This window comes from Gilliamella sp. WF3-4, assembly GCF_001690275.1.
GTDB classification, from domain to species: Bacteria; Pseudomonadota; Gammaproteobacteria; order Enterobacterales; family Orbaceae; genus Gilliamella; species Gilliamella apicola_C.
In genome coordinates this window covers 12,350-39,134 of the sequence record NZ_LZGW01000024.1, presented here as the reverse complement: position 1 = coordinate 39,134, position 26,785 = coordinate 12,350, and the positions used below count along the sequence as shown (strand labels likewise).

General features: G+C 38.7%; 18 protein-coding genes. 6 read left to right on the top strand and 12 right to left on the bottom strand.

What is annotated here, in order from left to right; translation table 11 throughout:
• The 10 genes from A9G47_RS06170 to parE form a co-directional block, all read right to left on the bottom strand.
• A partial coding sequence (locus tag A9G47_RS06170; protein WP_141674804.1) for an elongation factor Tu occupies positions 1 to 761 on the bottom strand: 761 nt, incomplete at its 3' end.
• Positions 762 to 831: 70 nt separating this feature from the next.
• Entirely contained in the window at positions 832 to 2,934 is a 2,103-nt protein-coding gene (fusA, locus tag A9G47_RS06165; protein WP_065566565.1) for an elongation factor G, read from the bottom strand.
• Between the two features lie 108 nt (positions 2,935 to 3,042).
• On the bottom strand, positions 3,043 to 3,513 hold the full coding sequence (gene rpsG, locus A9G47_RS06160; protein WP_034915550.1) for a 30S ribosomal protein S7: 471 nt from the start codon (positions 3,511 to 3,513) through the stop codon (positions 3,043 to 3,045).
• A 100-nt stretch (positions 3,514 to 3,613) separates the two neighbouring features.
• On the bottom strand, positions 3,614 to 3,988 hold the full coding sequence (gene rpsL / locus A9G47_RS06155) for a 30S ribosomal protein S12 (RefSeq protein ID WP_034883792.1): 375 nt from the start codon (positions 3,986 to 3,988) through the stop codon (positions 3,614 to 3,616).
• 311 nt (positions 3,989 to 4,299) lie between these two features.
• The gene (locus tag A9G47_RS06150; RefSeq protein WP_065642441.1) at positions 4,300 to 5,610 is read right to left on the bottom strand and encodes an NCS2 family permease; all 1,311 of its coding nucleotides are present in this window, start codon (positions 5,608 to 5,610) and stop codon (positions 4,300 to 4,302) included.
• Between the two features lie 179 nt (positions 5,611 to 5,789).
• Positions 5,790 to 7,364, bottom strand: coding sequence for a TerC family protein (locus A9G47_RS06145; protein WP_065566567.1), 1,575 nt, complete (start codon positions 7,362 to 7,364; stop codon positions 5,790 to 5,792).
• Positions 7,365 to 7,505: 141 nt separating this feature from the next.
• Positions 7,506 to 8,951, bottom strand: coding sequence for a TrkH family potassium uptake protein (locus A9G47_RS06140; RefSeq protein ID WP_065642443.1), 1,446 nt, complete (start codon positions 8,949 to 8,951; stop codon positions 7,506 to 7,508).
• Positions 8,952 to 8,965: 14 nt separating this feature from the next.
• On the bottom strand, positions 8,966 to 9,829 hold the full coding sequence (gene djlA, locus A9G47_RS06135; RefSeq protein WP_065642440.1) for a co-chaperone DjlA: 864 nt from the start codon (positions 9,827 to 9,829) through the stop codon (positions 8,966 to 8,968).
• A complete protein-coding gene (parC, locus tag A9G47_RS06130; protein WP_065642439.1) occupies positions 9,829 to 12,057 on the bottom strand; it encodes a DNA topoisomerase IV subunit A in 2,229 nt (742 codons plus the stop codon). Before parC ends, djlA begins: the two co-directional genes overlap by 1 nt.
• A gap of 27 nt (positions 12,058 to 12,084) precedes the next feature.
• A complete protein-coding gene (gene parE, locus A9G47_RS06125) occupies positions 12,085 to 13,974 on the bottom strand; it encodes a DNA topoisomerase IV subunit B (RefSeq protein WP_065566570.1) in 1,890 nt (629 codons plus the stop codon).
• A 289-nt stretch (positions 13,975 to 14,263) separates the two neighbouring features.
• Here parE and A9G47_RS06120 point away from each other — a divergent pair, with 289 nt between their 5' ends.
• From A9G47_RS06120 to ubiA, 5 genes are all read left to right on the top strand, one after another.
• On the top strand, positions 14,264 to 15,766 hold the full coding sequence (locus A9G47_RS06120) for a hypothetical protein (protein ID WP_065566571.1): 1,503 nt from the start codon (positions 14,264 to 14,266) through the stop codon (positions 15,764 to 15,766).
• A 270-nt stretch (positions 15,767 to 16,036) separates the two neighbouring features.
• Positions 16,037 to 18,493, top strand: coding sequence for a DMSO/selenate family reductase complex A subunit (locus tag A9G47_RS06115; RefSeq protein WP_065642438.1), 2,457 nt, complete (start codon positions 16,037 to 16,039; stop codon positions 18,491 to 18,493).
• Positions 18,494 to 18,514: 21 nt separating this feature from the next.
• On the top strand, positions 18,515 to 19,129 hold the full coding sequence (locus tag A9G47_RS06110; protein ID WP_065642437.1) for a DMSO/selenate family reductase complex B subunit: 615 nt from the start codon (positions 18,515 to 18,517) through the stop codon (positions 19,127 to 19,129).
• 81 nt (positions 19,130 to 19,210) lie between these two features.
• Positions 19,211 to 19,768: a TorD/DmsD family molecular chaperone gene (locus A9G47_RS06105; RefSeq protein WP_081303557.1), complete on the top strand. Its 558-nt coding sequence runs from the start codon at positions 19,211 to 19,213 to the stop codon at positions 19,766 to 19,768.
• A 158-nt stretch (positions 19,769 to 19,926) separates the two neighbouring features.
• Positions 19,927 to 20,754 carry a 4-hydroxybenzoate octaprenyltransferase gene (ubiA, locus tag A9G47_RS06100; protein WP_065642436.1) on the top strand — a complete coding sequence of 276 codons (828 nt, stop codon included), beginning with the start codon at positions 19,927 to 19,929 and terminating at the stop codon, positions 20,752 to 20,754.
• A 254-nt stretch (positions 20,755 to 21,008) separates the two neighbouring features.
• Here the strand turns inward: ubiA and A9G47_RS06095 are convergent, their stop codons facing one another.
• Positions 21,009 to 22,886, bottom strand: coding sequence for an SLC13 family permease (locus A9G47_RS06095; RefSeq protein WP_081297871.1), 1,878 nt, complete (start codon positions 22,884 to 22,886; stop codon positions 21,009 to 21,011).
• Positions 22,887 to 23,147: 261 nt separating this feature from the next.
• On the opposite strand from A9G47_RS06095, the gene A9G47_RS06090 reads away from it, so the two are divergent.
• A complete protein-coding gene (locus A9G47_RS06090) occupies positions 23,148 to 24,869 on the top strand; it encodes a thiamine pyrophosphate-dependent enzyme (protein ID WP_065567142.1) in 1,722 nt (573 codons plus the stop codon).
• A gap of 105 nt (positions 24,870 to 24,974) precedes the next feature.
• Here A9G47_RS06090 and edd read toward each other — a convergent pair whose 3' ends face one another.
• Positions 24,975 to 26,780: a phosphogluconate dehydratase gene (gene edd / locus A9G47_RS06085; protein WP_065642435.1), complete on the bottom strand. Its 1,806-nt coding sequence runs from the start codon at positions 26,778 to 26,780 to the stop codon at positions 24,975 to 24,977.
• Positions 26,781 to 26,785: the final 5 nt, after the last annotated feature.

Genomic DNA, 26,785 nt, shown 5'->3' with positions numbered 1-26,785 from the left:
GTTTTAGTTGTTGGTTTGATACCAACGATTTCAACTTCTTCACCCACTTTGATGATACCGCGTTCAACACGACCAGTTACTACTGTACCACGACCTGAAATTGAGAATACGTCTTCAATTGGTAATAGGAATGGTTTGTCAATATCACGCTCTGGCTCTGGGATGTAGCTGTCTAATGCTTCAGCTAATTCAACAATTTTGTCTTCCCACGCTGCTTCGCCTTCTAATGCTTTAAGCGCTGAACCACGGATTACTGGTGTGTCATCACCTGGGAAATCGTATTGAGATAGAAGTTCACGGACTTCCATTTCAACTAATTCTAATAACTCTTCGTCATCAACCATATCACATTTGTTTAAGAATACGATGATGTAAGGAACACCTACTTGACGACCTAAAAGGATGTGCTCACGAGTTTGTGGCATAGGACCATCAGTTGCTGCTACTACTAAGATAGCACCGTCCATTTGTGCCGCACCAGTGATCATGTTTTTAACATAGTCAGCATGGCCTGGGCAGTCTACGTGCGCATAGTGGCGAGTTGGTGTATCGTATTCAACGTGTGAAGTATTGATGGTGATACCACGTGCTTTTTCTTCTGGTGCGTTATCGATTTGATCGAATGCACGAGCTTGACCGCCGTATTTTTTAGCAAGAACAGAAGTAATTGCTGCAGTTAAAGTTGTTTTACCATGGTCAACGTGGCCGATTGTACCAACGTTAACGTGGGGTTTTGTACGTTCAAATTTTTCTTTAGACATCTTAATGTTCCTTTATTAAATCACTTCCCTTATGTTATTAAGGGAAGCGTTACTTTATTTAGATAAATAATTATTTCGCTTTACGAGCTTCAATAATTGCTGTTGCAATATTTGTTGGTGCTTCATTGTACTTCAAGAACTCCATAGAGTAAGAAGCACGACCTTGTGTTTGTGAACGTAGGTCTGTTGCATAACCAAACATTTCTGAAAGTGGAACTTGTGCTTTTACTGTTTTACCAGTTGCAGTATCTTCCATTCCTTCGATCATACCGCGACGACGGTTTAAGTCACCGATAACATCACCCATATAATCTTCAGGAGTTTCAACTTCTACTTTCATAATCGGTTCTAAAAGCACTGGTTTTGCTTTCATAAAGCCGTCTTTAAATGCCATTGAACCAGCAATTTTAAATGCCATTTCTGATGAGTCGACATCATGGTAAGAACCATCAAAGATAGTGACTTCAACATCAACAATTGGGTAACCAGCAAGAACACCGTTTTTCATTTGTTCTTGACAGCCTTTATCAACTGCAGGGATGTATTCTTTAGGAACCACACCACCAACAATTTCGTTGTTGAATTTGTAGCCTTCGCCGCCTGCTTCTAATGGCTTGATTTTTAACCATACATGACCATATTGACCACGACCACCAGATTGGCGAACAAATTTACCTTCTTGTTCTACTTCATTGCGAATTGTTTCACGGTAAGCAACTTGTGGTTTACCAACATTTGCTTCCACTTTAAATTCACGTTTCATACGGTCAACGATGATTTCTAAGTGAAGCTCACCCATACCAGAAATAATAGTTTGACCTGATTCTTCGTCAGTGTGAACACGGAATGAAGGATCTTCTTGCGCTAATCGACCTAAAGCAAGTCCCATTTTTTCTTGGTCAGCTTTTGTTTTTGGTTCAACAGCAACCGAGATTACTGGCTCTGGGAACTCCATTCTTTCAAGAATGATTGGTGCGCTTTCAGCACAAAGTGTATCACCAGTAGTCACATCTTTAAGACCGATAGCTGCTGCAATGTCACCTGCGCGAACTTCTTTGATTTCTTCACGTTTGTTAGCGTGCATCTGAACGATACGACCAAAACGTTCTTTTTTATCTTTAACTGAGTTAAGAACGGTATCACCAGAGTTAACAACACCTGAGTAAACACGGAAGAATGTTAAGTTACCAACAAATGGGTCAGTTGCAATTTTGAATGCTAATGATGAGAATGGTTCATCATCACTTGAATGACGTTCCGCAGCTTCACCATTTTGTAATTCACCTTTGATTGCTGGTACATCGGTTGGTGCTGGTAAATATTCAATAACGGCATCAAGCATAAATTGAACACCTTTATTTTTAAAGGCACTACCACAAGTTACTAAGATGATTTCGTTAGCAAGCACGCGCTCACGTAGTGCTGCTTTGACTTCTTCTTCAGTTAACTCTTCACCACCAAGGTATTTTTCCATTAACTCTTCACTTGCTTCAGCAGCAGTTTCTATTAAGAATGAGCGCCATTCTTCAACTTGCTCAACCATATCTGCTGGTACATCTTCGTAAGTGAATGTTACGCCTTGGTCGGCATCATTCCAGTTGATTGCTTTACGTTTAAGTAAATCAACCACACCAGTAAATGCTTCTTCTGCACCGATTGGTAAAACTAAAGGAACAGGAACGGCGGCTAAACGGGTTTTGATTTGATCAACAACACGTAAGAAATTAGCACCCATACGGTCCATTTTGTTTACAAATGCGATACGTGGAACTTTATATTTATTTGCTTGGCGCCATACTGTTTCTGATTGTGGTTGAACACCGCCTACAGCACAATAAACCATAACTGCACCATCAAGTACACGCATAGAACGCTCAACTTCGATTGTGAAGTCAACGTGTCCCGGGGTGTCGATAATGTTGATGCGGTGTGGTTCAAATTGTTGACCCATACCAGACCAGAATGCAGTTGTTGCTGCAGATGTGATAGTAATACCACGTTCTTGTTCTTGTTCCATCCAGTCCATGGTCGCTGCGCCATCATGAACTTCACCAATTTTGTGACTTACGCCAGTGTAAAACAAAATACGTTCAGTTGTTGTTGTTTTACCTGCGTCAATATGCGCACTGATACCAATATTACGGTAACGTGCTATGGGGGTTGTACGAGCCATATTAATCCTCTATTTAGAATCGTTTGCTTAACAAAATATCATTTAAGTAGACTGAAAGCAGATAAGGACAATCAGTCTTAATTCAAGTTATTTGTGTAAATAACTTGATTACCAACGATAGTGTGCAAACGCTCTATTAGCTTCAGCCATACGATGAACATCTTCGCGTTTTTTCACAGCGGTACCTTTGTTTTCAAAAGCATCCATAAGTTCATTCGCAAGGCGTAGAGCCATTGATTTATCGCCACGTTTACGTGCAGCATCTACAATCCAACGCATTGCAAGTGCATTACGACGAACAGGGCGCACTTCAACAGGAACTTGGTATGTAGAACCACCAACGCGACGAGACTTAACTTCTACAGTTGGTCTTACGTTATCTAATGCAACTTCGAAAGCTGCTAAGTGGTCTTTTCCACTACGCTCAGCTAATTTATCAAGAGCTGAATATACGATTGATTCTGCGATAGATTTTTTACCATCTATCATTAAAATATTTACAAATTTCGCCAGTAACTCTGAACCGAACTTCGGATCAGGAAGAATTTTTCTTTGACCGACAACATGACGACGTGGCATTGGAATACTCCGTTTATATGTTATAAATTTTTCAGGTTTACCCAAAACTCAAATGAGTTAAATGGAATTATATAGTTTGGCCTTACTTAACGGAGTTCCATTAAGCTTTAGGTCGTTTAACACCGTATTTAGAACGGCTTTGTTTGCGATCTTTAACACCTGCGCAGTCTAATGCACCGCGAACAGTGTGGTAACGCACACCTGGTAAGTCTTTAACACGACCACCACGGATTAAAATTACACTATGCTCTTGTAAGTTGTGACCTTCACCACCGATATAAGAAGTTACTTCAAAACCGTTAGTTAAACGTACACGACACACTTTACGTAATGCTGAGTTTGGTTTTTTCGGTGTAGTTGTATAAACACGAGTACAAACACCGCGTTTTTGCGGGCATGCTTCAAGGGCAGGAACGTTACTTTTTGCTTCCTTTAGTGCTCTTGGTTTGCGTACCAGCTGATTAATTGTTGCCATTAATAAGCTCCTGATTAATTAAAATAAATTTAAAATTGCTTTTTAGATACGTAATTAATAACTGTAGACCAAAACCTATGTATATAAGTTTTGGGTCGCAAGATTCTAGACCCCAGAAGATATAATGTCAAGTTTTTGCTAATATTAAGTGTTTGATCTAGAGTTTAATTCTTGTTGAAGGTCATCGTTTTTTTAATGAAAAGAGGGTAGTATTTTTATACTGATATTCATAAGCAAAAACAGATCAATATCTGTATTAGCCGTTTTGAAAAATGCTTATTCCCCATTGTAAGTCACAATGGGGAATTGTTTTAATGGTGATCGATAAAGATAAATTTTAAAGCAAATAGTAACGCAAAAATAATTACGCAAAGATTGAGCTCTTTAAACTTACCTGTAAAGGTTTTTAGCACTACGTAAGAGATAAAACCTAGCGCAACGCCTTCTGTAATAGCAAAGGCAAAAGGCATCATGATTGCGGTAATAAATGCTGGTGTTGCCTCGGTTAAATCAGACCACTTAACTTTAACTAAGCTTGAAACCATTAAAATGCCAACAAAAATAAGCGCCCCAGATGTGGCATAAGTTGGCACTAAATGGGCCAGTGGCGATAAAAAAGTCACAATTAAAAATAACACGCCAACAACAACTGCCGTTAAGCCTGTGCGCCCACCAACAGAAATGCCTGCTGAACTTTCGATATAGGTTAATACCGATGATGTGCCGAATAATCCACCTAGCGATGAACTAAAGCTATCGATTAATAGTGCTTGGCGCATTTTAGGAAAACGGCCTTTCTCATCACTAATTCCTGCTTTATCGGTTAAAGCCAATATGGTGCCAGATGAATCGAATAGGCTGACAATCATGACTGAAAAAATAACTCCCATAATGCCAATATTAAGTGAGCCAGCGAGATCAACATGGCCAACAACGCTACTAACACTTGGTGGCATGGACACAATACCTTGATAATTAATATTAGGATCGAGCCATAGTGCCAGTAATGTCACAACTAAAATCGAAATTAATACCGCAGCATGAAAGTTACGTGCCGCTAAAATAATAATGATGAAAAAACCCAGTGATCCCAATAATACTTTAAGCGATAAGATATTGCCCATGGTTAATAGGGTAGAAGGCGATGCGACTACAATGCCCATATTTTGAAAGCCCATAAAGGCAATAAATAGCCCAATACCCGCACTGATACCTATACGTAAACATTGTGGAATATGTTCAATTAGCCAGTGGCGAACTTTAAATAGGGATAAAGCGAAAAAGACGAGCGAGCCCCAAAATATGGCACCCATACCGACTTGCCAAGAGTAGCCCATGGCACCACACATGCCATAGGCAAAGAAGACATTCAGCCCCATTGCGGGTGCTAATGCAATGGGTAAATTAGCAAACAAACCCATTAAAATAGATGCAAAGGCAGTAACCACACAAGTTAAAACAAATACTGCGGAGGTATCCATACCTGTTGCCGATAAAATGGATGGATTAACAAAGATGATATACACCATAGTAAGGAAGGTTGTACATCCTGCAATTATTTCCGTACCGATAGTTGTTTTTTTTTCTTTCAATTGAAACAGTTTTTCGAATATTGAATTCATAAGTTCAGGCCTAATTGGATTGATAAGTAATCATAAATGTTGATAAACAGTGCTAGCTTTTTTACCAAAAAGTAAAAATAAAAAAGATGAGGAGTTGTAGCTCCACATCTTCAGAGGTGTTACCGCATTATTATTGCCAGTTATTTATTTTGGTCAAGCGTTATTCTGGCTATACTGTATTACAATGCACCAGAATTGAGTTTATTTAACGTAATTTTTACTTTCAAAATTCTGTGGCTTTCTATTTCGGCTACTTCAAATAAATAATCGCCAATTTGAATGGTTTCGCCAACATTGAGTAAATGTTGTGCTTTTTCCATTAATAGTCCTGCCAAAGTATGATATTCACGCTTATCATCAATAGGAATAGGGACAAAGCGTACTAGCTCTTCAACAGGAATATAGCCGTTAGCAATCCAGCTGTTATCATCTAAACATTGAATATCATGTTTAGCATCAATTTCCTCTTCTTCCGTTGGGAAATCGCCGGCAATGGTTTCGATAATATCGGTTACCGAAACAACCCCTTGCATTGAACCAAACTCATCAACCACAAAGGCAAAATGGGTTTTGGCTTTTTTAAATTGTTCTAAGGCAACCAGTAACGATACCGTTTCAGGGAAGATCAACGGTTGTTTGATAAGCGAATGAATATCGATTGGCTTTTCGCTTTGGAGTATGTCTTTTAAAAGATCATTAACTTGGATGATGCCTAATGGTTCATCAATCGAGTCATTATCCGTGACTACTAAGCGTGAATGAGGATTATCAAAGATTTCTTTTATGATGACATCTCGATTATCATTAATATTAACCATATCAACATCAAGCCTAGATGTCATGATACTACTGACGGAACGTTGCGCTAGGCCAAGCACTCGCTCAACCATGCTTAGTTCTTGATGATTAAATACCGAGACTTTTTTATTGGCATCTGACACCACATCAATGGTGTGGGTATCGGGATCTTCTTCTGCATCACCTTTTAATAGGTGTAAAATTGCTTCGGCAGTGCGTTCACGTAATGGTTTTTTATTTAATGCTTTGCGCCGGTTAAAAATAGCTAATTGGTTGAAAAACTCAATCATAATTGAGAATCCAATTGCGGCATATAGGTAACCTTTTGGAATCATAAAACCAAAACCTTCGGCAACTAGGCTAAAGCCAATCATTAATAAAAAGCTCAAGCAGAGAATGACAATCGTTGGGTGAGCGTTGACAAAATTAGCCAATGGTTTACTTGCCACCATCATAATGCCAATGGCGATGCAAACAGCAATAATCATCACAGGAATATGTTCAACCATTCCCACAGCGGTAATCACCGAATCAAGTGAGAACACCGCATCAAGTACGACTATTTGGGCTACAACAGTCCAAAAGTGAGAAGTTTTTTTCGGTTTTCCATCTTCGTGTGACGCACCTTCAAGGCGCTCATTGAGCTCCATTGTGGCTTTAAATAGTAAAAATATCCCCCCGATTAACATAATCAGTTGGCGTGCATTAAAGTTGATTCCAGATATTGAAAATAATGGTGTAGTGAGTGTAACTAACCAACCCGTGAACATTAATAATAACACTCGGGTAATTAATGCAAAGGCAAGGCCTGTAATGCGGGCTTTGTCTCGTTGATGGGGTGGAAGTTTCTCGGCAAGAATGGCAATAAAAACAATGTTATCAATACCAAGGACGATTTCAAGTACAACCAGAGTGGATAAGCCAATCCAGATTGTAGGATCCATGATCCATTCCATATGTCAGGTGATTACCTCTAATAAATACAGCACATGCTGCCCAGTAATTCTGTCTGTAATTGGCTAAATAATCAATAAAATATTTGTAAATTTGTGTATTTTGTCAAAAACTTTTAGGAAAGCATGTGTTTTAGTATAAAATCAGCTTCGCCAAAACGTTGGGGTGAATAAAACTAATAAAGTAAATATTTCTAATCGGCCAAATAACATATCAACCACCATCACCCATTTAACGATATTACTGACGTTAGCAAAGTTATCACTGACGCTACCGAGACCAACACCTAAGTTATTGAGTGATGAGGCCACAATATAAAAAGAGTCAGTGGCATCAATACTTGTTGCCATAATAATAAATAGGCTAACTAAAAACACTAAGGTATAGGCCGAAAAAAAGCCCCAAACTGCTTCGATAATTCGTTCTGGAACCACTCGATTATTTAATTTTAAAGTATAGATGGCATTGGGGTGAATTAAGCGTTTAAGTTCGCGGGATCCTTGCATAAATAAAAGTAGTACGCGAACCACTTTTAGACCACCACCTGTTGAACCTGCACAGCCACCAATAAATGATGCACATAACAAAAAGATGGGTAATGATGATGGCCATGTATTGATATCATCCACAGTAAAACCAACGGTGGCAACTATCGATACAACTTGTAATACTATCTTATCTATACTGAGTTTTCGCTCTGATTGGTAAAAATAAATACCAAATGCACAGATTGCAATTAGCACAACGAGAATAAAGATGAACGTTCTAAATTCTTGATCTCGCCAGTAAACCTTAATAGAAAACCCATTTAATGCGGCAAAATGTAGAGCAAAGTTACAACCCGATAAGATTAAAAACAGGGTGATAATGTAATTGATTGCAGCACTATTAAAATAAGCAAGGTTATTGTCATGCGTTGAAAATCCACCCATCGATATTGTTGAAAAGCTATGTGAAATGGCATCAAAGGCATTCATTCCAGCTGCCCATAAACAAACAGCACAAAGCGTGGTCAGTAAAATATAAATTGACCAAAGTGTTTTAGCCGTTTCGGCAATACGAGGGCGCATTTTGCTATCTTTTTGTGGACCGGGAATCTCTGCTCGGTAAAGTTGCATTCCCCCAACGCCCAATAATGGTAAAATGGCGACAGCTAAAACGATAATCCCCATACCACCAAGCCATTGTAGTAATTGCCGATAAAAAAGCAGGGCTTTAGGTAGGTGATCTAATTTAACGATGGTTGTTGCGCCAGTTGTTGTTAGGCTTGAGAATGATTCAAAAAAGGCGTTAGTTAAATTTAAATTAATATGTGTGTCAAAAATAAACGGAAATGCGCCGATTGTACCTAACACCACCCAAAATAGTACGACGATAAAAAAGCCTTCACGCGTGCTCAGTTCATGGCGATGGTGGCGATTTGGTAGCCATAATAAACAGCCTAATATCAATGCGGCAAAAAACGATCGCACAAAGATGGCACCAGCACCATCACGATAGATTAAAGCAACAAGTGCTGGTAGCAACATAAATACCGATAACAGGGCAATTAATAACCCGATAATTCGCAGGATTGAACGCCAATGCATCATGATAAACGTCTCTATTTAAAACCACGAGACGTTTTGATAAGATCATAAGCGGCTTGGATTTCTTGCGCACGTTTTTTAGCTGCTTCTAGCATCTCTTTAGGTAAGCCCTTTGAAACTAATTTATCGGGATGATGTTCATTCATTAATTTTCGATAAGCCCTTTTGATTTCGGGAATTTCGTCTGTAGATTTAACGCCTAATATTTTGTAAGCATTTTGTAGATCTGATTGTGATGAGCGATTTTGGTAACCGCCATAGTTATTATTATTGCGTTGATATTGATCATATTGGTGCTGGCTACGTTGATTTTGTTGGTAGCTGTAATTATTTTGGTGGAAATGGTAACTGCCCATCATCATTTGGATATATAGTGTCATTTTTTGGTGAGAAATATTTAATTCATCTGCCACTATCAACAGGATTTGTTGTTCTTTATCATCCAACACACCATCGACTAATGCTGCTTGAATCAACTGTTCACAAAAAATATTTAATACGTTGCGTCTAAAACGGTATTGAGTGTAAAGCTCTTGAAGGCGTGATCGTAGCGGGTAATTACTGGCCTTGCCACGATTAAATGAGTCTTGGGCAAGTTTTCGGCTGCTACTATTAAGTTGTAGCCTATCCATAAATTGGCTTGCAAGATTTATATCATCTTGTGTGACAACGCCTTTCGCTTTACTTAAATGGCCTAGCACTTCAAAAACCACCGTTAAGTAAAGTTCTGGATTTGCTTTGGTTTTTTGTTCGGTTAATTTATTACAAAAAGTTTGGTAAAGCATTGGTCCAACAAATAGCCCTAGTATAAAGCCCCACCCCGTTTTTAATATAAGGCTTAATACAAAGCCGGTAATTATTGCCCAGATAAAAGACATTATTTGTTCACCTCAATTCGATCTATTTTTTGTAAACCCCGTGGTAAGGTGCTTCCTTTACGTGCACGTTCAGCCCTAAATTTTTGTAAATCAACAGGGTTTAACGTAAGTTTGCGTTTACCGACATATAAGGTTATCGATGTTTCTGGTGTAATTAATAGTAGATAAGCAAGGCTATCATCAGCACCTGCAAGAGATACAATTTTATTCCCTTTGCCTTTAGCCAGTTCAGGTAGATCTTTTACAGGAAAGATAAGCATTCGCCCAGCTTGAGTAATAGATAATAGTAAGCTATCTTCAGATGTAATTTCAATTGGTGCAAGTATTTTTGCCTCTTTCGGTAAATTGATAATCGCCTTACCATTACGATTACGAGCAACTAAATCACTAAATTTACAAATAAAGCCATATCCAGCGCTTGAAGCAAGTAATAATTTTTGATTATCCTCTTGACTCATCAGTACATGTTCAACCGTTGCGTTAGCGGGGAGCGCTAATTTGCCCGTTAATGGTTCACCTTGGCTTCTAGCCGATGGTAATGTGTTTGGCTCGATAGCGTAACTGCGACCGGTTGAATCGAAAAAGATAACGGGTTGATTGCTTTTACCTTTAGCGGCTGCTTTAAAATTATCACCTGCTTTATAGCTTAAACCAGCAGGATCGATATCGTGACCTTTTGCCGTTCTTACCCAGCCCATTTCGGATAAAATCACGGTAACAGACTCTGATGGTGTTAATTCTTGCTCACTCATTGCTTTTGCTTCACTACGTTGAACCATGGGTGAGCGACGTTTGTCACCATATTTTTCGGCATCTTCTTGTAACTCTTTTTTGATAAGGTTGCTCAGTTTTTTAGGCGAAGATAACAAGGCTTGCAAGTGATCGCGCTCTTTTGCAAGATCACTCTGTTCGCCTTTAATGCGCACTTCTTCAAGTTTGGCTAATTGGCGTAGTTTTAGTTCTAAAATTGCCTCGGCTTGAATGTCGGTTAAGGCAAAACGGTTAATCAGCTCTTTTTTAGGCTCATCTTCATGGCGAATAATTTCAATCACTTCGTCAATATTCAAAAATGCAATCAATAAACCATCAAGAATGTGCAGTCTTTTTAATATTTTATCTAAACGATAATTTAAGCGACGCGTAACAGTATTTTTACGATACTCTAGCCATTCAGTAAGAATCTCAACTAATCCTTTTACTGATGGGCGATTATCTAGCCCAATCATGTTCATATTAACGCGGTAGCTTTTTTCGAGATCGGTTGTTGCAAATAGATGATTCATCACTTGCTCTAAATCCACCCGATTTGAACGAGGCACAATCACTAGGCGCGTTGGGTTTTCATGATCGGACTCATCTCTTAAATCTTCAATTAAAGGCAGTTTTTTGGCACGCATTTGCGAGGCAATTTGTTCTAAGATTTTAGCCCCTGAAACTTGATGAGGTAGATCAGTAATGACAATATCACCATCTTCTTTTTTCCAAACAGCACGCATGCGAATTGACCCGCGTCCTGTTTTGTAGATTTTTGCAATGTCTTCTGATGAAGTAATAATCTCAGCATCGGTTGGGAAATCAGGCCCTGGTATGTGAGCCATCACTTCACTAAGGGTCGCATTAGGATTATCAGCAAGCATAATAGCCGCATTGGCAACTTCACGAATATTATGTGGCGGAATATCCGTTGCCATCCCTACGGCAATACCTGTTGTGCCATTTAATAAGATATTTGGCAATCTAGCTGGTAACATTTTAGGTTCTTGCAAGGTACCATCAAAATTGGGGGTATAATCAACAGTTCCTTGGCCTAATTCACCTAATAATAATTCAGCATATTTAGATAAACGCGATTCAGTATAGCGCATGGCAGCAAATGATTTGGGATCATCAGGTGCCCCCCAGTTACCTTGTCCATCAACCAATGGATAACGATAAGAGAAGGGTTGTGCCATAAGTACCATGGCTTCATAACATGCGCTATCGCCGTGTGGATGATATTTACCAAGCACATCCCCAACGGTGCGTGCTGATTTTTTGAATTTAGCTTGTGCATTAAGCCCTAATTCGGACATGGCATAAACAATGCGTCGTTGCACGGGTTTCAAACCGTCACCAATAAATGGCAATGCACGATCCATAATGACATACATCGAGTAGTTCAGATAGGCACTTTCGGTAAATGTTCGTAGTGACTGGATTTCTACTCCGTCATGAGTTATCTCACTCATTATTGTTCCTCTAAATCATTCTTTATATTAGACATCAAGTTCAACTTGATCGCCTTTCTCTTGTAACCATTCTCGGCGATCTTCTGAGCGCTTTTTGGCAAGTAACATGTCCATTAATGCCATAGTCTGCTCTGTATCATCAAGCGATAACTGTACTAAACGGCGTGTATTTGGATCCATTGTCGTTTCTCGTAGTTGCAGAGGGTTCATTTCCCCTAAACCTTTAAAACGTTGTACATTTGGCTTACCTTTTTTGCGTTTAAGTTGCTCTAAAATACCTTCTTTTTCTTCTTCATCAAGCGCGTAATAAACTTCTTTACCCAAATCAATGCGATAAAGTGGTGGCATCGCAACAAAGACATGCCCATGTTCAACCATAGCGCGGAAATGACGAACAAATAAAGCACAAAGCAAGGTGGCAATGTGTAATCCATCAGAGTCAGCATCGGCTAAAATACAGATTTTGCCATAACGTAGCTGGCTCAAATCATCGCTGTCAGGATCAATACCGATAGCAACCGAAATATCATGGATTTCTTGTGACCCTAATACTTCATCAGATGATACTTCCCAAGTATTTAAAATCTTACCTTTAAGTGGCATAATGGCTTGGTATTCACGGTCTCGAGCTTGTTTGGCTGAACCACCAGCAGAATCTCCTTCCACTAAAAAAAGCTCAGTACGGCTTAAATCTTGAGATGAACAATCCGCCAATTTACCCGGTAAAGCAGGGCCACTGGTCAATTTTTTGCGGATGACTTTTTTAGATGCCTTTAAACGTTTTTGCGCACTCGAAATGACCATTTCGGCTAGTAATTCGGCTAATTGTACATTTTGATTTAGCCAAAGACTAAATGCATCTTTCACAATAGCCGAAACAAAAGCCGCACATTGCCGTGAAGATAAGCGCTCTTTAGTTTGACCTGCAAATTGTGGCTCTTGCATTTTGACCGAAATCACATAAGCACAACGTTCCCAAATATCATCGGCGGTTAATTTTAAGCCTCGTGGTAATAAATTGCGGAATTCACAAAACTCACGCATAGCATCTAACAATCCTTGGCGTAAACCATTAACATGTGTACCGCCTTGAACGGTTGGGATTAAGTTAACGTAACTTTCGGTCAATAGATCGCCACCTTCGGGTAACCAAAGTAGCGCCCATTCTACCGCTTCCGTTTCACCAATATGGTTGCCAGTAAAGGGGGTATCGGGTAATAGTGAGTAACCACTAACAGATTCCATTAAATAGTCTTTTAGACCGTCTTGATAACACCAACGTTGCTCAGTATTGTTAATTTTATCTTTAAAGATAATTTCAAGCCCTGGGCAAAGCACTGCTTTGGCTTTTAATAAATGAGACAATCGAGGAACAGAAAATCTTGGTGAATCAAAATATTTTTCGTCTGGCCAAAAATGGACTTTGGTGCCTGTATTACGGCGCCCACAAGTGCCAGTAACGTGTAGATCCTCAACTTTGTTGCCATTTTCAAACGCGATTTCATACACTTGCCCGTCACGATGAACAGTAACATCAACGCGTTTTGATAATGCATTGACAACTGAAATGCCGACACCGTGTAAACCGCCCGAAAATTGGTAATTCTTGTTAGAAAATTTACCACCAGCGTGTAAACGACAAAGTAATAGCTCAACGGCTGGCACGCCTTCTTCTGGGTGAATATCAACAGGCATACCTCGACCATCGTCGATAACTTCTAATGAGTTATCTTCATAAAGTGTCACTTTGATTTTACGAGCATGGCCAGCGATCGCTTCATCAACACTATTATCAATGACTTCTTGCCCTAAATGATTTGGACGACTTGTGTCAGTGTACATTCCAGGGCGATGGCGAACAGGATCAAGGCCTTTTAATACTTCAATATCAACGGCGTTATAAGTGGGTTGTGGCATAATGTTTCTATTTATCCGAATAAATGGGCTTATTATAACAACCTTTCATAAATAAGACCAAGGTCAATGGTAAAGGTAGTTAATCAAATCATCATCAAATCTAATAAACTTAAATAGACAACGTTAAGTTATAAAATTTATTAATAAATAAGAAAAATATTGCTAATAAAATAGACAAAAGCATTTATAATCCAATTTAACTATCATTATTTAATGGCACAAGTTTGAGGCGTTAATATCAATGATTGTTAATAAAATACTAATATGAATATATGGGAAGGAAATAAAAATGTTAAAAATAATCACTTACCAGCGGTGGCAGTCAAGCTATAATTATCAGTATCTTGTTATTTTATTTTTTGTTTCAACATTTTCTTCTGTATGTGTTTTACTTAAATCGTATTGTTATAACGTAAAGGCGATATTGCGTCATTTTATATTAAGCCTATTTTTAATTACGTGCCATATTCATTATGCCAGTGCATTATCAGCCACAACAACACAAGTGATACATGGGAGCGCTCCCTATCTTACTTTTGATGGTGGTGTCACCAAAGGCAATATTCAAGCGCTATTAGGCATCAGACTATCCGATGGGCGTGAGTATGTGCCTAAAAATGGGGAGTCAAATTTCTATCCAAATGCTAAGGCTGTGGATAATTATTATACAATTGAGTTGCCGAGTAATGCAGATTCGTTTGATGGTATTCAAACATTAGTCCCCATTCCCAAGATGGACAATTATTCAGTTATTGAATTAAGCAAGATAATCGGTGGCAATAATTTGTTGGATGATGATGGGGATAGTTATGGCAATATAACAGGTACTTTAGATGCTTTTTTGTATGATCGAAATAGTGATTATCTTACCCGTATCGTTAAGAGCCATTCTACAGATAAATTAGACCTTTGCTCTTTGTATGTGTTAACACTTTCCATAGATGATGCTCAACTGTCAACTCAATATGGCATACCAAAGGCAAGGGATTTCGATCATGTGAGTCAAACTTACTATTTAAAAGCGAAAAATGGAGTGCGCACTTGTTATGCAAGCCCACCAGCTAGATATGGTGGTGGGGAGGGGCCAAACTGGGTACGAGGGTTAGGTTTTCTGGTGGTAAATAGTCATATTCCAGAGGAAAACTTTCCGACAACGGGTTCAAATGGGCTCAGTTTTCATTTAGGGTTAGGCGGTGTCACGCCAGAACAGGTCATTGATGCTAATGGCACAACCGTTTCAGCCGTCAGTGGTAGTAACTCAGCGACATTATTATTAAGCACTGAAAACAGTGAGTTAAAAATAACGTTAAAGGGGCCAAGTAAAGCCTCGGATAAAAAGAAATTTAGTCCCTCATTATTTAAACTTTACGCCGACAGTAACCACAGCCAGTTATTGTATAGCTTTAAGATAGAACGTTGGTATCTAGCAAATCCAGATGATTCTGGTGACGGCTCTTATGATGAAGCTCAAATATTCTGCGATAGTTTAGGAAGTCGTTATCGTATACCGAGTGTTGGGGACTACACCAATGCGAATAGCTCTGATTGGCATTGGGGGGTGCCAGGGCAAGGAAATTATAACCTTCGCCAAGTTAGCTACAAAAGTGGTGAAAGGTGGATAGGGGGGTTATTTAATGAGTGGGGTGATTTTACTGATGAGCCGGATAGAGGCAACGATTGGCTCGATGGTGAATATTGGGCTGCTGATAAGTTTGGTGTTGATGCATCTGGAGGTGTTCGTTTAAATAATGCCCCTTATGCTTACGCTATAACGGCATGTGTAACGCCTTAAAAAGAGGGGGGGGTACGTTGCTGAAATTAACATCACTATTGACGGCGTGAGCCGTCAAGTTTAGTAAACTACACATAAGATCTGTTATTTTATAAAGGAATAATAAAAGTCTTTCATATTAATGGATTATATTTAAAAAAACTGTTGAGAAAGATGGACAGTGACCTCGATACTAGTAAACATTAGTGGCTAATTTATTTCAGTTTTAGTTTATTTATTCACCTTTTAGTATTATTATCAACTGATCCCATATAAATATCAGGGAAACATGTGAGTAAATTAAAAAATAAAATAAGTCGATACACTTCTTCACAAAAAACAATAACAATCAGTGACGTAGTAGCAATAACCAGTAAAATACAACTGCCCTTTACCGACGCCAAATCTGACATCGTAGTTACTCATAGCCCAGTTTTTCATCCTCACCCTATTCATAAAGAAAAGATTATTTATAGCGCTTGTTTGGTTAACTGTGGTAGTCGTTGTCCTTTAAAAGTTCATGTCAAAAACGATATTATTACTAAAATATCTTCAGAAGATGGCATTAATGATGCCGTTTTTGGTCTGCATCAAATCCGCCCTTGCCTTCGCGGTAGAGCAGTTCGTTGGCGAACTTATGATCCTGCGCGCTTAAAGTATCCAATGCTACGAATTGGTAAACGTGGTGAAGGTAAATTTAAACGTATTTCTTGGCATGAAGCGATTAATTTACTTGCAAATAAACTTAAATATACGATTAATCAATATGGCAATGAAGCAATTTATTATCAGTATGGATCAGGAACAACGGGCGCTAATCTTTCAGGGCGTAATGCATGTAAGCGTTTTTTAAGTATCATTGGTGGTCATTTAAATTACCATGGTGATTATTCAAGCGGGCAGATTTCAGCTATTCGGCCTTATTTGTTTGGTCATGCTAAAGAATCTTTACTGGATCAGATCAAGCATTCTGATTTAGTGGTTATGTTTGGACATAACATTGCCGAAACTCGAATGTCAGGCGGTGGGCAAGTTACCGAGCTTTTTCATGCGTTAGCGCAAAGTCATGCAAGGGTGATTATTATTGATCCTCGTCGTAGTGAAAGTGTCGTTGCGTATAATGCTGAGTGGATCCCGATTATTCCCGGTACTGATGCGGCATTAGTTGCGGCAATAGGCTATACATTACTTGAGCAAGATCGTATTGATGAGGATATGCTTAATCAATACTGTATTGGGTGGAATGCCGATTCTTTGCCTGATAGTGCACCGCCTTATAGTGATTATAAATCTTACCTTTTAGGTTTAGGCTATGACAAAGCACCTAAAACACCAGAATGGGCAGCCAAAAAAACAGGTATTTCAGCAACACAAATTCGTAAACTCGCAATAGATATTGTTGATGCTAAAGCTGCTTGGATTTCGCAAGGTTATGGTGTGCAACGTTGGCAAAATGGTGAACATACTGCGCGAACCATTATGATCTTACCAATTATTACGGGGCAATTTGGTAAACCTGGCACTAACATTGGAACTTGGGGCGGGAGCGTTGTTTATCCTATACCTAACTTTAATTTACCTAATCCAATAAAAACCAGTATTCCTTTCTTTTTGTGGACGAAAGCGATTGAAGATGGACCAAGCATGACTGCTAAAAATGCCTACCTTAAAGATAAAGATAAATTGGATGTGGGGATCAAATTTATCTGGAATTATGCGGGTAATGTACTGGGAAATCAACATTCAGATCTCAATCGTACTCACCAGATTTTGCAAGATGAGTCAAAATGTGAATTTATTCTTGTTTGGGATACACATATGACAGCATCAGCTAAGTATGCTGATTTATTATTACCCGACGTGTCATCGTTTGAGAATAATGACTTGATTAATAACTCTTATTCATCTGGGGCATATTGTTACCTTATCCGTATGCAAAGTGCTATTAAACCGCTTTGGGAAAGTCGTCCTGTTTATGATGTATTAACTGAATTGTCTGAGAAAATGGGGGTAAAAGACCAATTTACCCAAGGCCGTACTCAAGAGCAGTGGGTAGCGTATTGTTATGAACAATTACGAAAACGTGATCCGCATTTACCGCCTTTTGCTGATACTGATGGCATGGGGGTTATCGATCGCAAACTTGCCGATAGTGTTAGCCAAATTGGATTAAAAGCTTTTAGAGATGATCCCATTAAAAATCCATTAACTACCCCGTCAGGAAAAATAGAAATCTATTCAGAAACGTTAGCGAACATTGCCAATGAATGGGAACTTGATGCGCAAGATGTGCTGTATCCTATTCCTGCCTATTTACCAGCGATTGAAGGCAGTGAAGATAAATCTAAACGTCAACAATATCCGTTGCAACTTATTGGATTTCATACCAAAGGGCAATGCCATTCTACTTACAGTAATTTGCCACAATTGCGTGAAGCTGTCGCTAACCGTATTTGGATTAATCCATTTGATGCCGAACAACGGCAAATAAAACATGGACAATTAGTTGAAGTTTATAACGATCGTGGTCGGTTGCATATTGTCGCTAAAGTTACGCCAAGGATATTACCTGGTGTTGTTGCGATTCCCCAAGGAATGTGGGCAAAAAATAATGCTGCAGGGATTGATATTGGCGGTTGCATTAATCGTTTAACATCATTGCGTCCAACGGTGCTTGCTAAAGCAAATCCACAGCATACCAACTTGGTTGATGTCAAACTGGTATCGGATACGTGTTTCGCGTTATAAATAAAAGGACGGATAATAAAAATGCAATATGGATTTTATATTGATTCTTCAAAATGCACGGGTTGTAAAACTTGCCAAGTGAGTTGTAAAGATGAAAAAGATAGTGCTTTAGGCGTCCGTTTTCGCCGTGTTTATGAATATGGTGGTGGTGGTTGGCAGCTAGTTGATAATCTTTGGCAAAATGATACTTTTACCTATTATTTGTCTATCGCATGTAATCATTGCGAACAACCTGCTTGTGTGCAGAGTTGCCCAACGGGGGCAATGCATAAACGTTCACAAGATGGCTTAGTGGTTGTTAATCAAGACATTTGCATGGGGTGCCGAAATTGTGAAACCCACTGTCCATATGGAGCACCACAATTTGATTATCAAAAAAAGGTCATGTCAAAATGTGATGGTTGTTATGAACGTGTTGTCGAGGGATTAAAGCCTGTTTGTGTTGAGTCATGCCCACAGCGAGCTTTAGATTTTGATGAAATTGAAACACTACGCCAGCACTATGGCGAACAATGCGATATTGCGCCACTACCAAGCTCACAGCTCACTAAGCCCAATATTGTAATAAAACCCCATGCACAAGCTAAGATGTCTGGCGATACCTTAGGTAAAATACTTAATCCTGAAGAAGTATAAGTAATATGTCATAATTACCACGGGTTTTTTTTGGGGTATCAGTGTAACTAACTGATAGAATCGTTCTAAGGAGATATTTATTTGGATAAGTTAGTTTCTATCACATTAGCCAAACTACTTGGTATGTTTTTTTATTATCCACCCAATAGTAAAGTTACTGCATCATTAACGCCGGCATTATTACATATTAACCATTTAGCTCCATGGAAAGATTCTATCCTTATTTATGAGCAGTGCCATATATTAGTTAATCAAATTGATAATCCAGACCTTAATTATCAATTTTCACTATTATTTGAAGGACAGGGAACAATGCCTGTACCTCCGTGGGGTTCATTTTATTTGGATAAAGAAAACCTATTGCTAGGAAAATCACTAGAAAGCTATCGCCAATTTCTGCAACAACATGGGGTAAAACTCAATACAGGAATAAACGAGCCAGAAGATCAATTTGGATTAATGCTTATGGCATACGCCATGTTGTTGGAAAATAATCACCATGTAACAGCAAAACAATTAATTGATGAACATTTGTTAAGTTGGTCATCAGCCTATTTAAAAAAGCTACAGAAAAGCCAGATTAGCCCATTTTATCAAGCGTTAGCGGTAATTGCTGAGCAATATTTACACATGCTGTGATTAACATCTTGTGCAAACCGATTCAATCTAATGTGGTTATTTGGGGCAAATATTCATTGGCATCACTCATTGGGTATAACTTGCCATACCGTAACATTGCAGCTTTTAGCGTAATCGGTATAATCGCTATTATGATTTATTTAGAATAGATATTATTAATGTTAGCTTATTTACAACTCATGCGATTGGATAAGCCAATTGGATCATTGCTTTTACTCTGGCCCACACTTTGGGCTATTTGGCTTACGGGTCATCCATCTACTTATATTACTATTATTTTTGTGCTTGGCGTGTTTGTTATGCGCTCGGCAGGTTGTGTCGTGAATGATTATGCCGATCGCCATTTTGATGCACACGTTGAGCGAACAAAAAACCGCCCCCTTGCTCGTGGTACTTTAACCGAAAAAAACGCACTATGGACGCTATTGGTCTTATTACTGATAGCGCTTTGTTTATTGTTAAATTTAAATAAGCTGTCATGGCTAATTGCTTGCTTTGCGTTACTTACCGCACTCATTTACCCTTTCATGAAGCGTTACACCCATTTACCACAAGTCACCTTAGGCATCGCATTTAGTTGGAGTATTCCGATGGTATATGCAGCAACCATTGAACAGTTCCCCTTAACGTGCTGGATACTTTTCTTGACTAATATCTGTTGGACAATTGCTTACGATACCCAATATGCGATGGTAGATCGTAATGATGATATAAAAATTGGCATCAAATCCACGGCTATTTTATTTGGCAATTATGATAAATTAATTATTGGATTATTACAGATAATATCTGTTATTGGCTTGTTATTTATTGGTTTAATCAATCAGTTATCGCTGATGTTTTATATGGCTTTATTATTGGTTATAGGACTATTTATTTACCAACAATGGCTAATAAAAAATCGAGATAGAAACAAATGTTTTAGTGCCTTTATGAATAATAATTATGTTGGTTTTATTATTTTTTTAGGTCTGTTGTTTGTTTGACAATGAGCTGTAAACTAGATCGCTCGTGAACAGAGGTTAACAAGTGCAGTATAAGCCACTTAAAAACCTTAATAAAATCAATGGTTTTTCTGACTTTTTTTGAGGGTAAAAATGCTTTGTTTTAAAAGCTAGTATGGTTTCTGAAGCCCTCATCAATATCTTATTATATCAGCAAATCTCAAAATACTCGAAACAAAGCAACACTAAATACTCTCCATATATCACATTTGCTTTTAATAAAAAATCGTTCAGTTTTAAAATGGCAAGAATATTGGCACTAGTGCAATATCAACTGCCATCACCAAAAACGTTAATGGCACGCCAATTTTGACAAAATCTCCAAAGCTATAGCCACCAGGTGCTACTACCATGGTTTTAATTGGTGAAGACACTGGCGTAATAAATGACGCTGATGTGGCAATGGCTACCGTCATAGCAAATGGGTACGGCGAATAGCCAAATTTTAATGCTAAATCAATAGCAATTGGTGCAATTAAAATGGCTGTTGCGGTATTGGATATAAATAAGCCAATGGTTGAGCATAATAAAAAAATAAATGTTAGTACCATATAGGGACCAAAATGGCGCAGGTGGATTTCGAGCCATGCGGATATAAGTGATATCCCTCCTGTTTTATTGAGAGCTAGTGCAAAGGGCATCATACCAATGATTAAAATTAATGTTGGCCAGTGGATTGATCGGTAAGCGCTGGCCATGTCAATGCACCGTGTTGCACCCATTAATAAGCAGGCAATGAGTGCAGCTACGACATTTGGTACAATACCTGTAACCATGAATAGAATCATTATGGCTAAATTAATTAATGCTGCATATGCCTGTGAACTTGCTGGTGCGACATCATCAATATCTGATGGGTAATCTAATACAACAAAATCGCTTGTTCGTGTTTGTAGTTTTTGGATCGATCCCCAGTCACCACACACTAATAATGTATCGCTCATTTCTAGGCGCTCTTGGAATAAGTTGTTGGTTTCAACAGGGGCATGATTGCGCCAGATGCCAATGACAGTTAGGAAATATTTTCCCCTAAAATTAATTTCATTGAGTGTTTTACCACATAATGTTGATTCTGGTAAGAGTGCAACTTCAGCCATGCCGACTTCTTTAACTTGTTCTGAAAAATATTCGCCACGTAATACTTTCGGTTCAAGGTGATTGGTGGTTAAAAAAGTGCGGTAGTCGGCTTCAGAATGCGACATGTCAAGTAATAGAATGTCATTTTCACGAAATTCAGTTGATCCATTAACGGGGATTAGTACTTTTTGAAATTTTCGCCAGCGCTCAATACCAATCACATTTACGCCGTGTTCACTACGTAGATGTAAACCATCGATAGTGCGCCCCACAAAAGGTGAGCCAGCAAGTATCTGTGCTCGGTGTGCACGACCAATTAATTTATAGTCTCGAATTAAATCGGTTATTTTTCGCCTTTGTGGCTGGGTATTGGTGGGGGAGGCTTGTTCCGCTGAGAGTAACCAATTTCGAGTTAATACACAGTAAATGATCCCAACTGCTAAAACACCTAAACCAATTGGTGTAATTGAAAAAAAACCAAATTCAGTTAGTTTAAAGTGGCTCAGTTCACTGTTGACAACTAGGTTGGGGGCTGTGGCCACTAAAGTCATCATGCCACTAATTAAAGCAGCAATACAAAGTGGCATCATTAATTTTTTTACATGAATGCCAGTGTGATTAGCAATGCTGATAGCAACAGGGATGAAAATAGCAACAACGCCTGTTGAGCTCATTACTGAGCCGAGCAAGGCAACGCCTAACATGATATAGATAATAATACGGATATCGTTTTTGCCTGCTATTTTAAGAATATACTCGCTCATTTTGTATGAGATACCTGTTCTTACAAGGCTTTCTCCAATTATAAATAATAATGCAATTAGGATTATGTTGGGATCACTAAAGCCTGCTAATGCTTCTGATGGCGTGAGTACGCCAGTGATGGTAATGGCTGTAATTGTCAGTAATGCAATAATGTCCATTCTTAATTTGCTCAATGAGAATAGCATAATTGCAATAAACAATAATAAGCAGACAGTAATCAGTGGCGAATATTGGGAAAAAGAGCTCGGTAAAAAGGCTGTAATCGATGACATTAAATTATGTCCAGATGGCGATTGTTCCACGGAATATCACTCTATTGTTTCGAGAAGATTTTCGACATAATACCTTGGTTTATTGCAATAGGGAATATCTTCACACAAAGTTTGTTATGCAATAAGCAGATAAGCGTTCTGTTCATTGCTTGTTTTTTAGCATTTCTTGCTGTTTATTTTAAAGGCTATTCGCGTTATTTCAAAGTGGGTGTAATTTATACGGATGAGGTAAGTCATTGAGCGAACTTTTGAGGAGAGAGTATGTCATCAAAAAAAACAGTAGCACAAATTATAGTTGATATTTTAGCTGAGGCGGGTGTTAAACATTGCTATGGTATTGTGGGTGATACGTTAAATCACATCACCTCAGCCATTAAAAGAAGTGATATTCAGTGGGTGCATGTTCGTCATGAAGAAGTTGGTGCTTTTGCTGCAGGAGCTGAAGCTTATTTGACCGATCAAATCACTGCTTGTGCTGGCTCTTGTGGGCCAGGCAGTTTGCATTTTATTAATGGTATTTATGAAGCACAACGCAATCGAGTTCCTGTTATTTTGTTAGCAAGCCAGCTTGTTACTTCACAGCAAGGAACAGATTTCCCACAAGAAGTTGATTTTGAAACGTTATATAAAAATTGTTCTGTATTTTGCCGGCAAATCAATGATCCTACTCAAGTAAGAGAAATCACTACAGCAGCCATTCAAACAGCAATTAACCAACGAGGCGTAGCCGTTTTAGTTATTCCGTATAATGTGAGTTTAGAGAAAGTGGAGGATAATAGCCACCGTAAAATTTATCATCCTCACCCTATTATTCGTCCATCAGATCAAGAACTTAGCAAAATTGCCAGTATGCTAAATAAAAATAATAAAGTGACTATTTTTGCAGGTCAAGGTGTCTATGAAGCTCATGATGAGCTCATTGCTTTAGCTCATAAATTAAAATCGCCTATTGTACATACTTCGAGAGCTAAAGATTTTGTTGAATATGATAACCCTTACAATGTTGGTATGACAGGAATGTTTGGCGTTGAGTCAGGAACCACCGCAATAAAAGAGTGTGATGTACTTTTAATGTTAGGTGCTGATTTTGCATGGTCACAATTCTACCCAGATAAGGCTGCTATTATTCAAGTTGATATTGATGCAACTCACCTTGGACGGCGGCATCCTGTTGATATCGGTGTAGTTGGGAGTTGTAAACCGACTTTGGCAACACTGCTACCTTTAGTTGATGAGAAACAAGATGATGAGTTTTTAGGGTTATGCCAAAAATTGTACACCAAATCAATGAAAAAATTGAATAAAAAAACGATTCCTTCTCGCTCAACCATTCATCCTCAATATTTAACTGAACTTATTGATAAATATGCAACTGATGATGCTGTACTTTGTGCTGATGTCGGTTCGGCAATGGTTTGGGCTTGTCGCCATTTTAATACCAATGGCAAAAGACGCACCGTAATCAGTTTAAAACATGGCACAATGGCTAATGCGATGCCACAAGCTTTAGGGGTACAAAAAGCATTTCCAAATCGGCAAGTGATCTCCTTGTCAGGCGATGGCGGTATAAGTATGTTGCTGGGCGATTTATTAACCACAATTCAAGAACAGTTACCTATAAAAATTATTGTACTAAATAATAGCTCGCTCAACTTTGTTGAATTAGAGCAAAAATCGGAAGGGTTAGTTGATCACTATACTGACTTACAAAATCCTGATTTTGCAAAACTTGCTGATTCAATTGGCCTTTTTTCTATCAGGGTGGATGATTCTGATTTACTTGAGTCTGCTGTGCAATCATTTTTAGCTCACTCTGGTCCAGCGTTATTAGATGTTAAAACCAGTGCTAATGAACTTGTTATGCCCCCTGAAATCCACGCATCGCAAGTAATGGGAATGGCACTTTATGGTGTCAAAGCCTCATTACATGGAAAAATGGGGGACGTGGTAAATTTATTGGTAGATAATTTTATTAAGAAATAATTTATTTATACCGATAAATTTATTTATAAAGAAGTTTCAGCTAATACCTAATTTTTAGTCTATTTTCTTAAGATTTCTGCCACTGTATGTGGCAGATTAAGCATATTAAAAGCTAACCGCACCTTCTTCTGCGGTAGTTAAATTTTCTCTGATAATGGTAAATAGTTCTCTTCCATAACCAAGATGCGAATCGGTTAATTCGAAAGGATAAGGTGTACGTTTAGCTAATTCAGCTTCGTCAACTAATAGAGTTATTTCACCTGTTTGCCCATTTACACGGATCATGTCGCCATTTTGTACTTTACTAAGTAAACCGCCATCATAAGCTTCAGGGGTAACATGGATCGCTGCTGGAACTTTTCCTGATGCGCCCGATAATCGACCGTCAGTTAATAATGCAACTTTGTAACCTTTATCTTGTAGCACACCTAGCGGTGTTATCAATTTGTGCAATTCTGGCATACCAATAGCTTTGGGTCCTTGATAACGTACAACAACCACACAGTCTTTATCTAACTTACCGGCCTTATATTCAGCATCTAAATCATATTGGCTATTAAAAATGACCGCAGGTGCTTCAATAATTTGATGTTCAGGCGCAACTGCTGATGTTTTCATTATTGCACGGCCAAGATTGCCAGACATCACTTTTAATCCGCCATGTGAATTAAACGGTTTTTGGATTGAGGCAATCACGCTATCATCTAATGATTTTGTTGGGCCGTTGCGAAAAATGAGTTGACCATTTTCTAAAATCGGCTCTTGGGTATAACGGCTAAGTCCATGTCCTACCACGGTTTGTACATCTTCGTGTAATAAACCTCCTGCCAATAATTCGCGAACCAATAAAGATGTGCCTCCAGCAGCTTGAAAATAGTTGATATCAGCAGGTCCATTTGGGTAAATTCGACAAATTAAGGGGACTACGGTGGATAGATCTGAAATATCATCCCAGTTAATGATAATTCCCGCAGCTTTAGCCATGGCTACAATATGCATAGTTAAATTGGTTGATCCCCCAGTGGCAAGTAATGCCACTAAACCATTAATAATGACTTTTTCGTCAACCATTTTACCAACGGGCATATAATTACCCGATTGGTTCGTTAGGCGAGTGATCTGTTTAGCAGCAGCATTGGTTAACTCAAAACGCAATGCTGTTTCAGGATGAACAAATGCCGCGCCTGGTAAATGTAACCCCATTAATTCCATTACCATTTGGTTGCTATTGGCTGTACCATAAAAGGTGCAAGTGCCACTAGTATGGTAAGAGGCTGATTCGGACTCAAGCAAATCTTCACGCGAAGCTTTACCTTCCGAATAAAGTTGGCGGATACGCACTTTTTCTTTATTTGATAGTCCTGATGGCATTGGTCCTGCAGGAACAAAAATGGCAGGTAAATGCCCAAAAGTTAATGCACCAACCAATAAGCCAGGCACGATTTTATCGCAAATGCCAAGGTATAGTGCGCCATCAAACATATTATGTGAAAGCCCAATTGCTACCGACATGGCTATGACATCACGACTCATTAATGATAATTCCATTCCAGGTTCGCCTTGAGTTACCCCATCGCACATGGCCGGCACGCCGCCAGCCATTTGACCAACAGCGCCAACTTCGTGAAGTACTTTGCGTATTTGTTCAGGATAGCATTCGTAAGGCTTGTGTGCTGAAAGCATATCATTGTAGGAATTAATAATGCCAATATTACTTTTTAAGATGTTTTTTAGATCGTTTTTATCATCAATACAACAAGCCGCAAAACCATGGGCTAAATTGCTGCATGGCAAACTAGAGCGGGTGACTTTTTTACTCATCGCGTGTTCTATTTTTTGTAAATAAGCTTGGCGAGTCGCTTTAGAACGCTCAATAATACGTTGAGTTACAGCTTGAATGATGCGATTCACATTAA

Coding starts and splice junctions, on each gene's coding strand:
- fusA (WP_065566565.1), bottom strand. CDS start 2,934: ATGGCTCGTACAACCCCCATAGCACGTTACCGTAATATTGGTATCAGT.
- rpsG (WP_034915550.1), bottom strand. CDS start 3,513: ATGCCACGTCGTCATGTTGTCGGTCAAAGAAAAATTCTTCCTGATCCG.
- rpsL (WP_034883792.1), bottom strand. CDS start 3,988: ATGGCAACAATTAATCAGCTGGTACGCAAACCAAGAGCACTAAAGGAA.
- A9G47_RS06150 (WP_065642441.1), bottom strand. CDS start 5,610: ATGAATTCAATATTCGAAAAACTGTTTCAATTGAAAGAAAAAAAAACA.
- A9G47_RS06145 (WP_065566567.1), bottom strand. CDS start 7,364: ATGGAATGGATCATGGATCCTACAATCTGGATTGGCTTATCCACTCTG.
- A9G47_RS06140 (WP_065642443.1), bottom strand. CDS start 8,951: ATGCATTGGCGTTCAATCCTGCGAATTATCGGGTTATTAATTGCCCTG.
- djlA (WP_065642440.1), bottom strand. CDS start 9,829: ATGTCTTTTATCTGGGCAATAATTACCGGCTTTGTATTAAGCCTTATA.
- parC (WP_065642439.1), bottom strand. CDS start 12,057: ATGAGTGAGATAACTCATGACGGAGTAGAAATCCAGTCACTACGAACA.
- parE (WP_065566570.1), bottom strand. CDS start 13,974: ATGCCACAACCCACTTATAACGCCGTTGATATTGAAGTATTAAAAGGC.
- A9G47_RS06120 (WP_065566571.1), top strand. CDS start 14,264: ATGTTAAAAATAATCACTTACCAGCGGTGGCAGTCAAGCTATAATTAT.
- A9G47_RS06110 (WP_065642437.1), top strand. CDS start 18,515: ATGCAATATGGATTTTATATTGATTCTTCAAAATGCACGGGTTGTAAA.
- ubiA (WP_065642436.1), top strand. CDS start 19,927: ATGTTAGCTTATTTACAACTCATGCGATTGGATAAGCCAATTGGATCA.
- A9G47_RS06095 (WP_081297871.1), bottom strand. CDS start 22,886: ATGTCATCGATTACAGCCTTTTTACCGAGCTCTTTTTCCCAATATTCG.
- A9G47_RS06090 (WP_065567142.1), top strand. CDS start 23,148: ATGTCATCAAAAAAAACAGTAGCACAAATTATAGTTGATATTTTAGCT.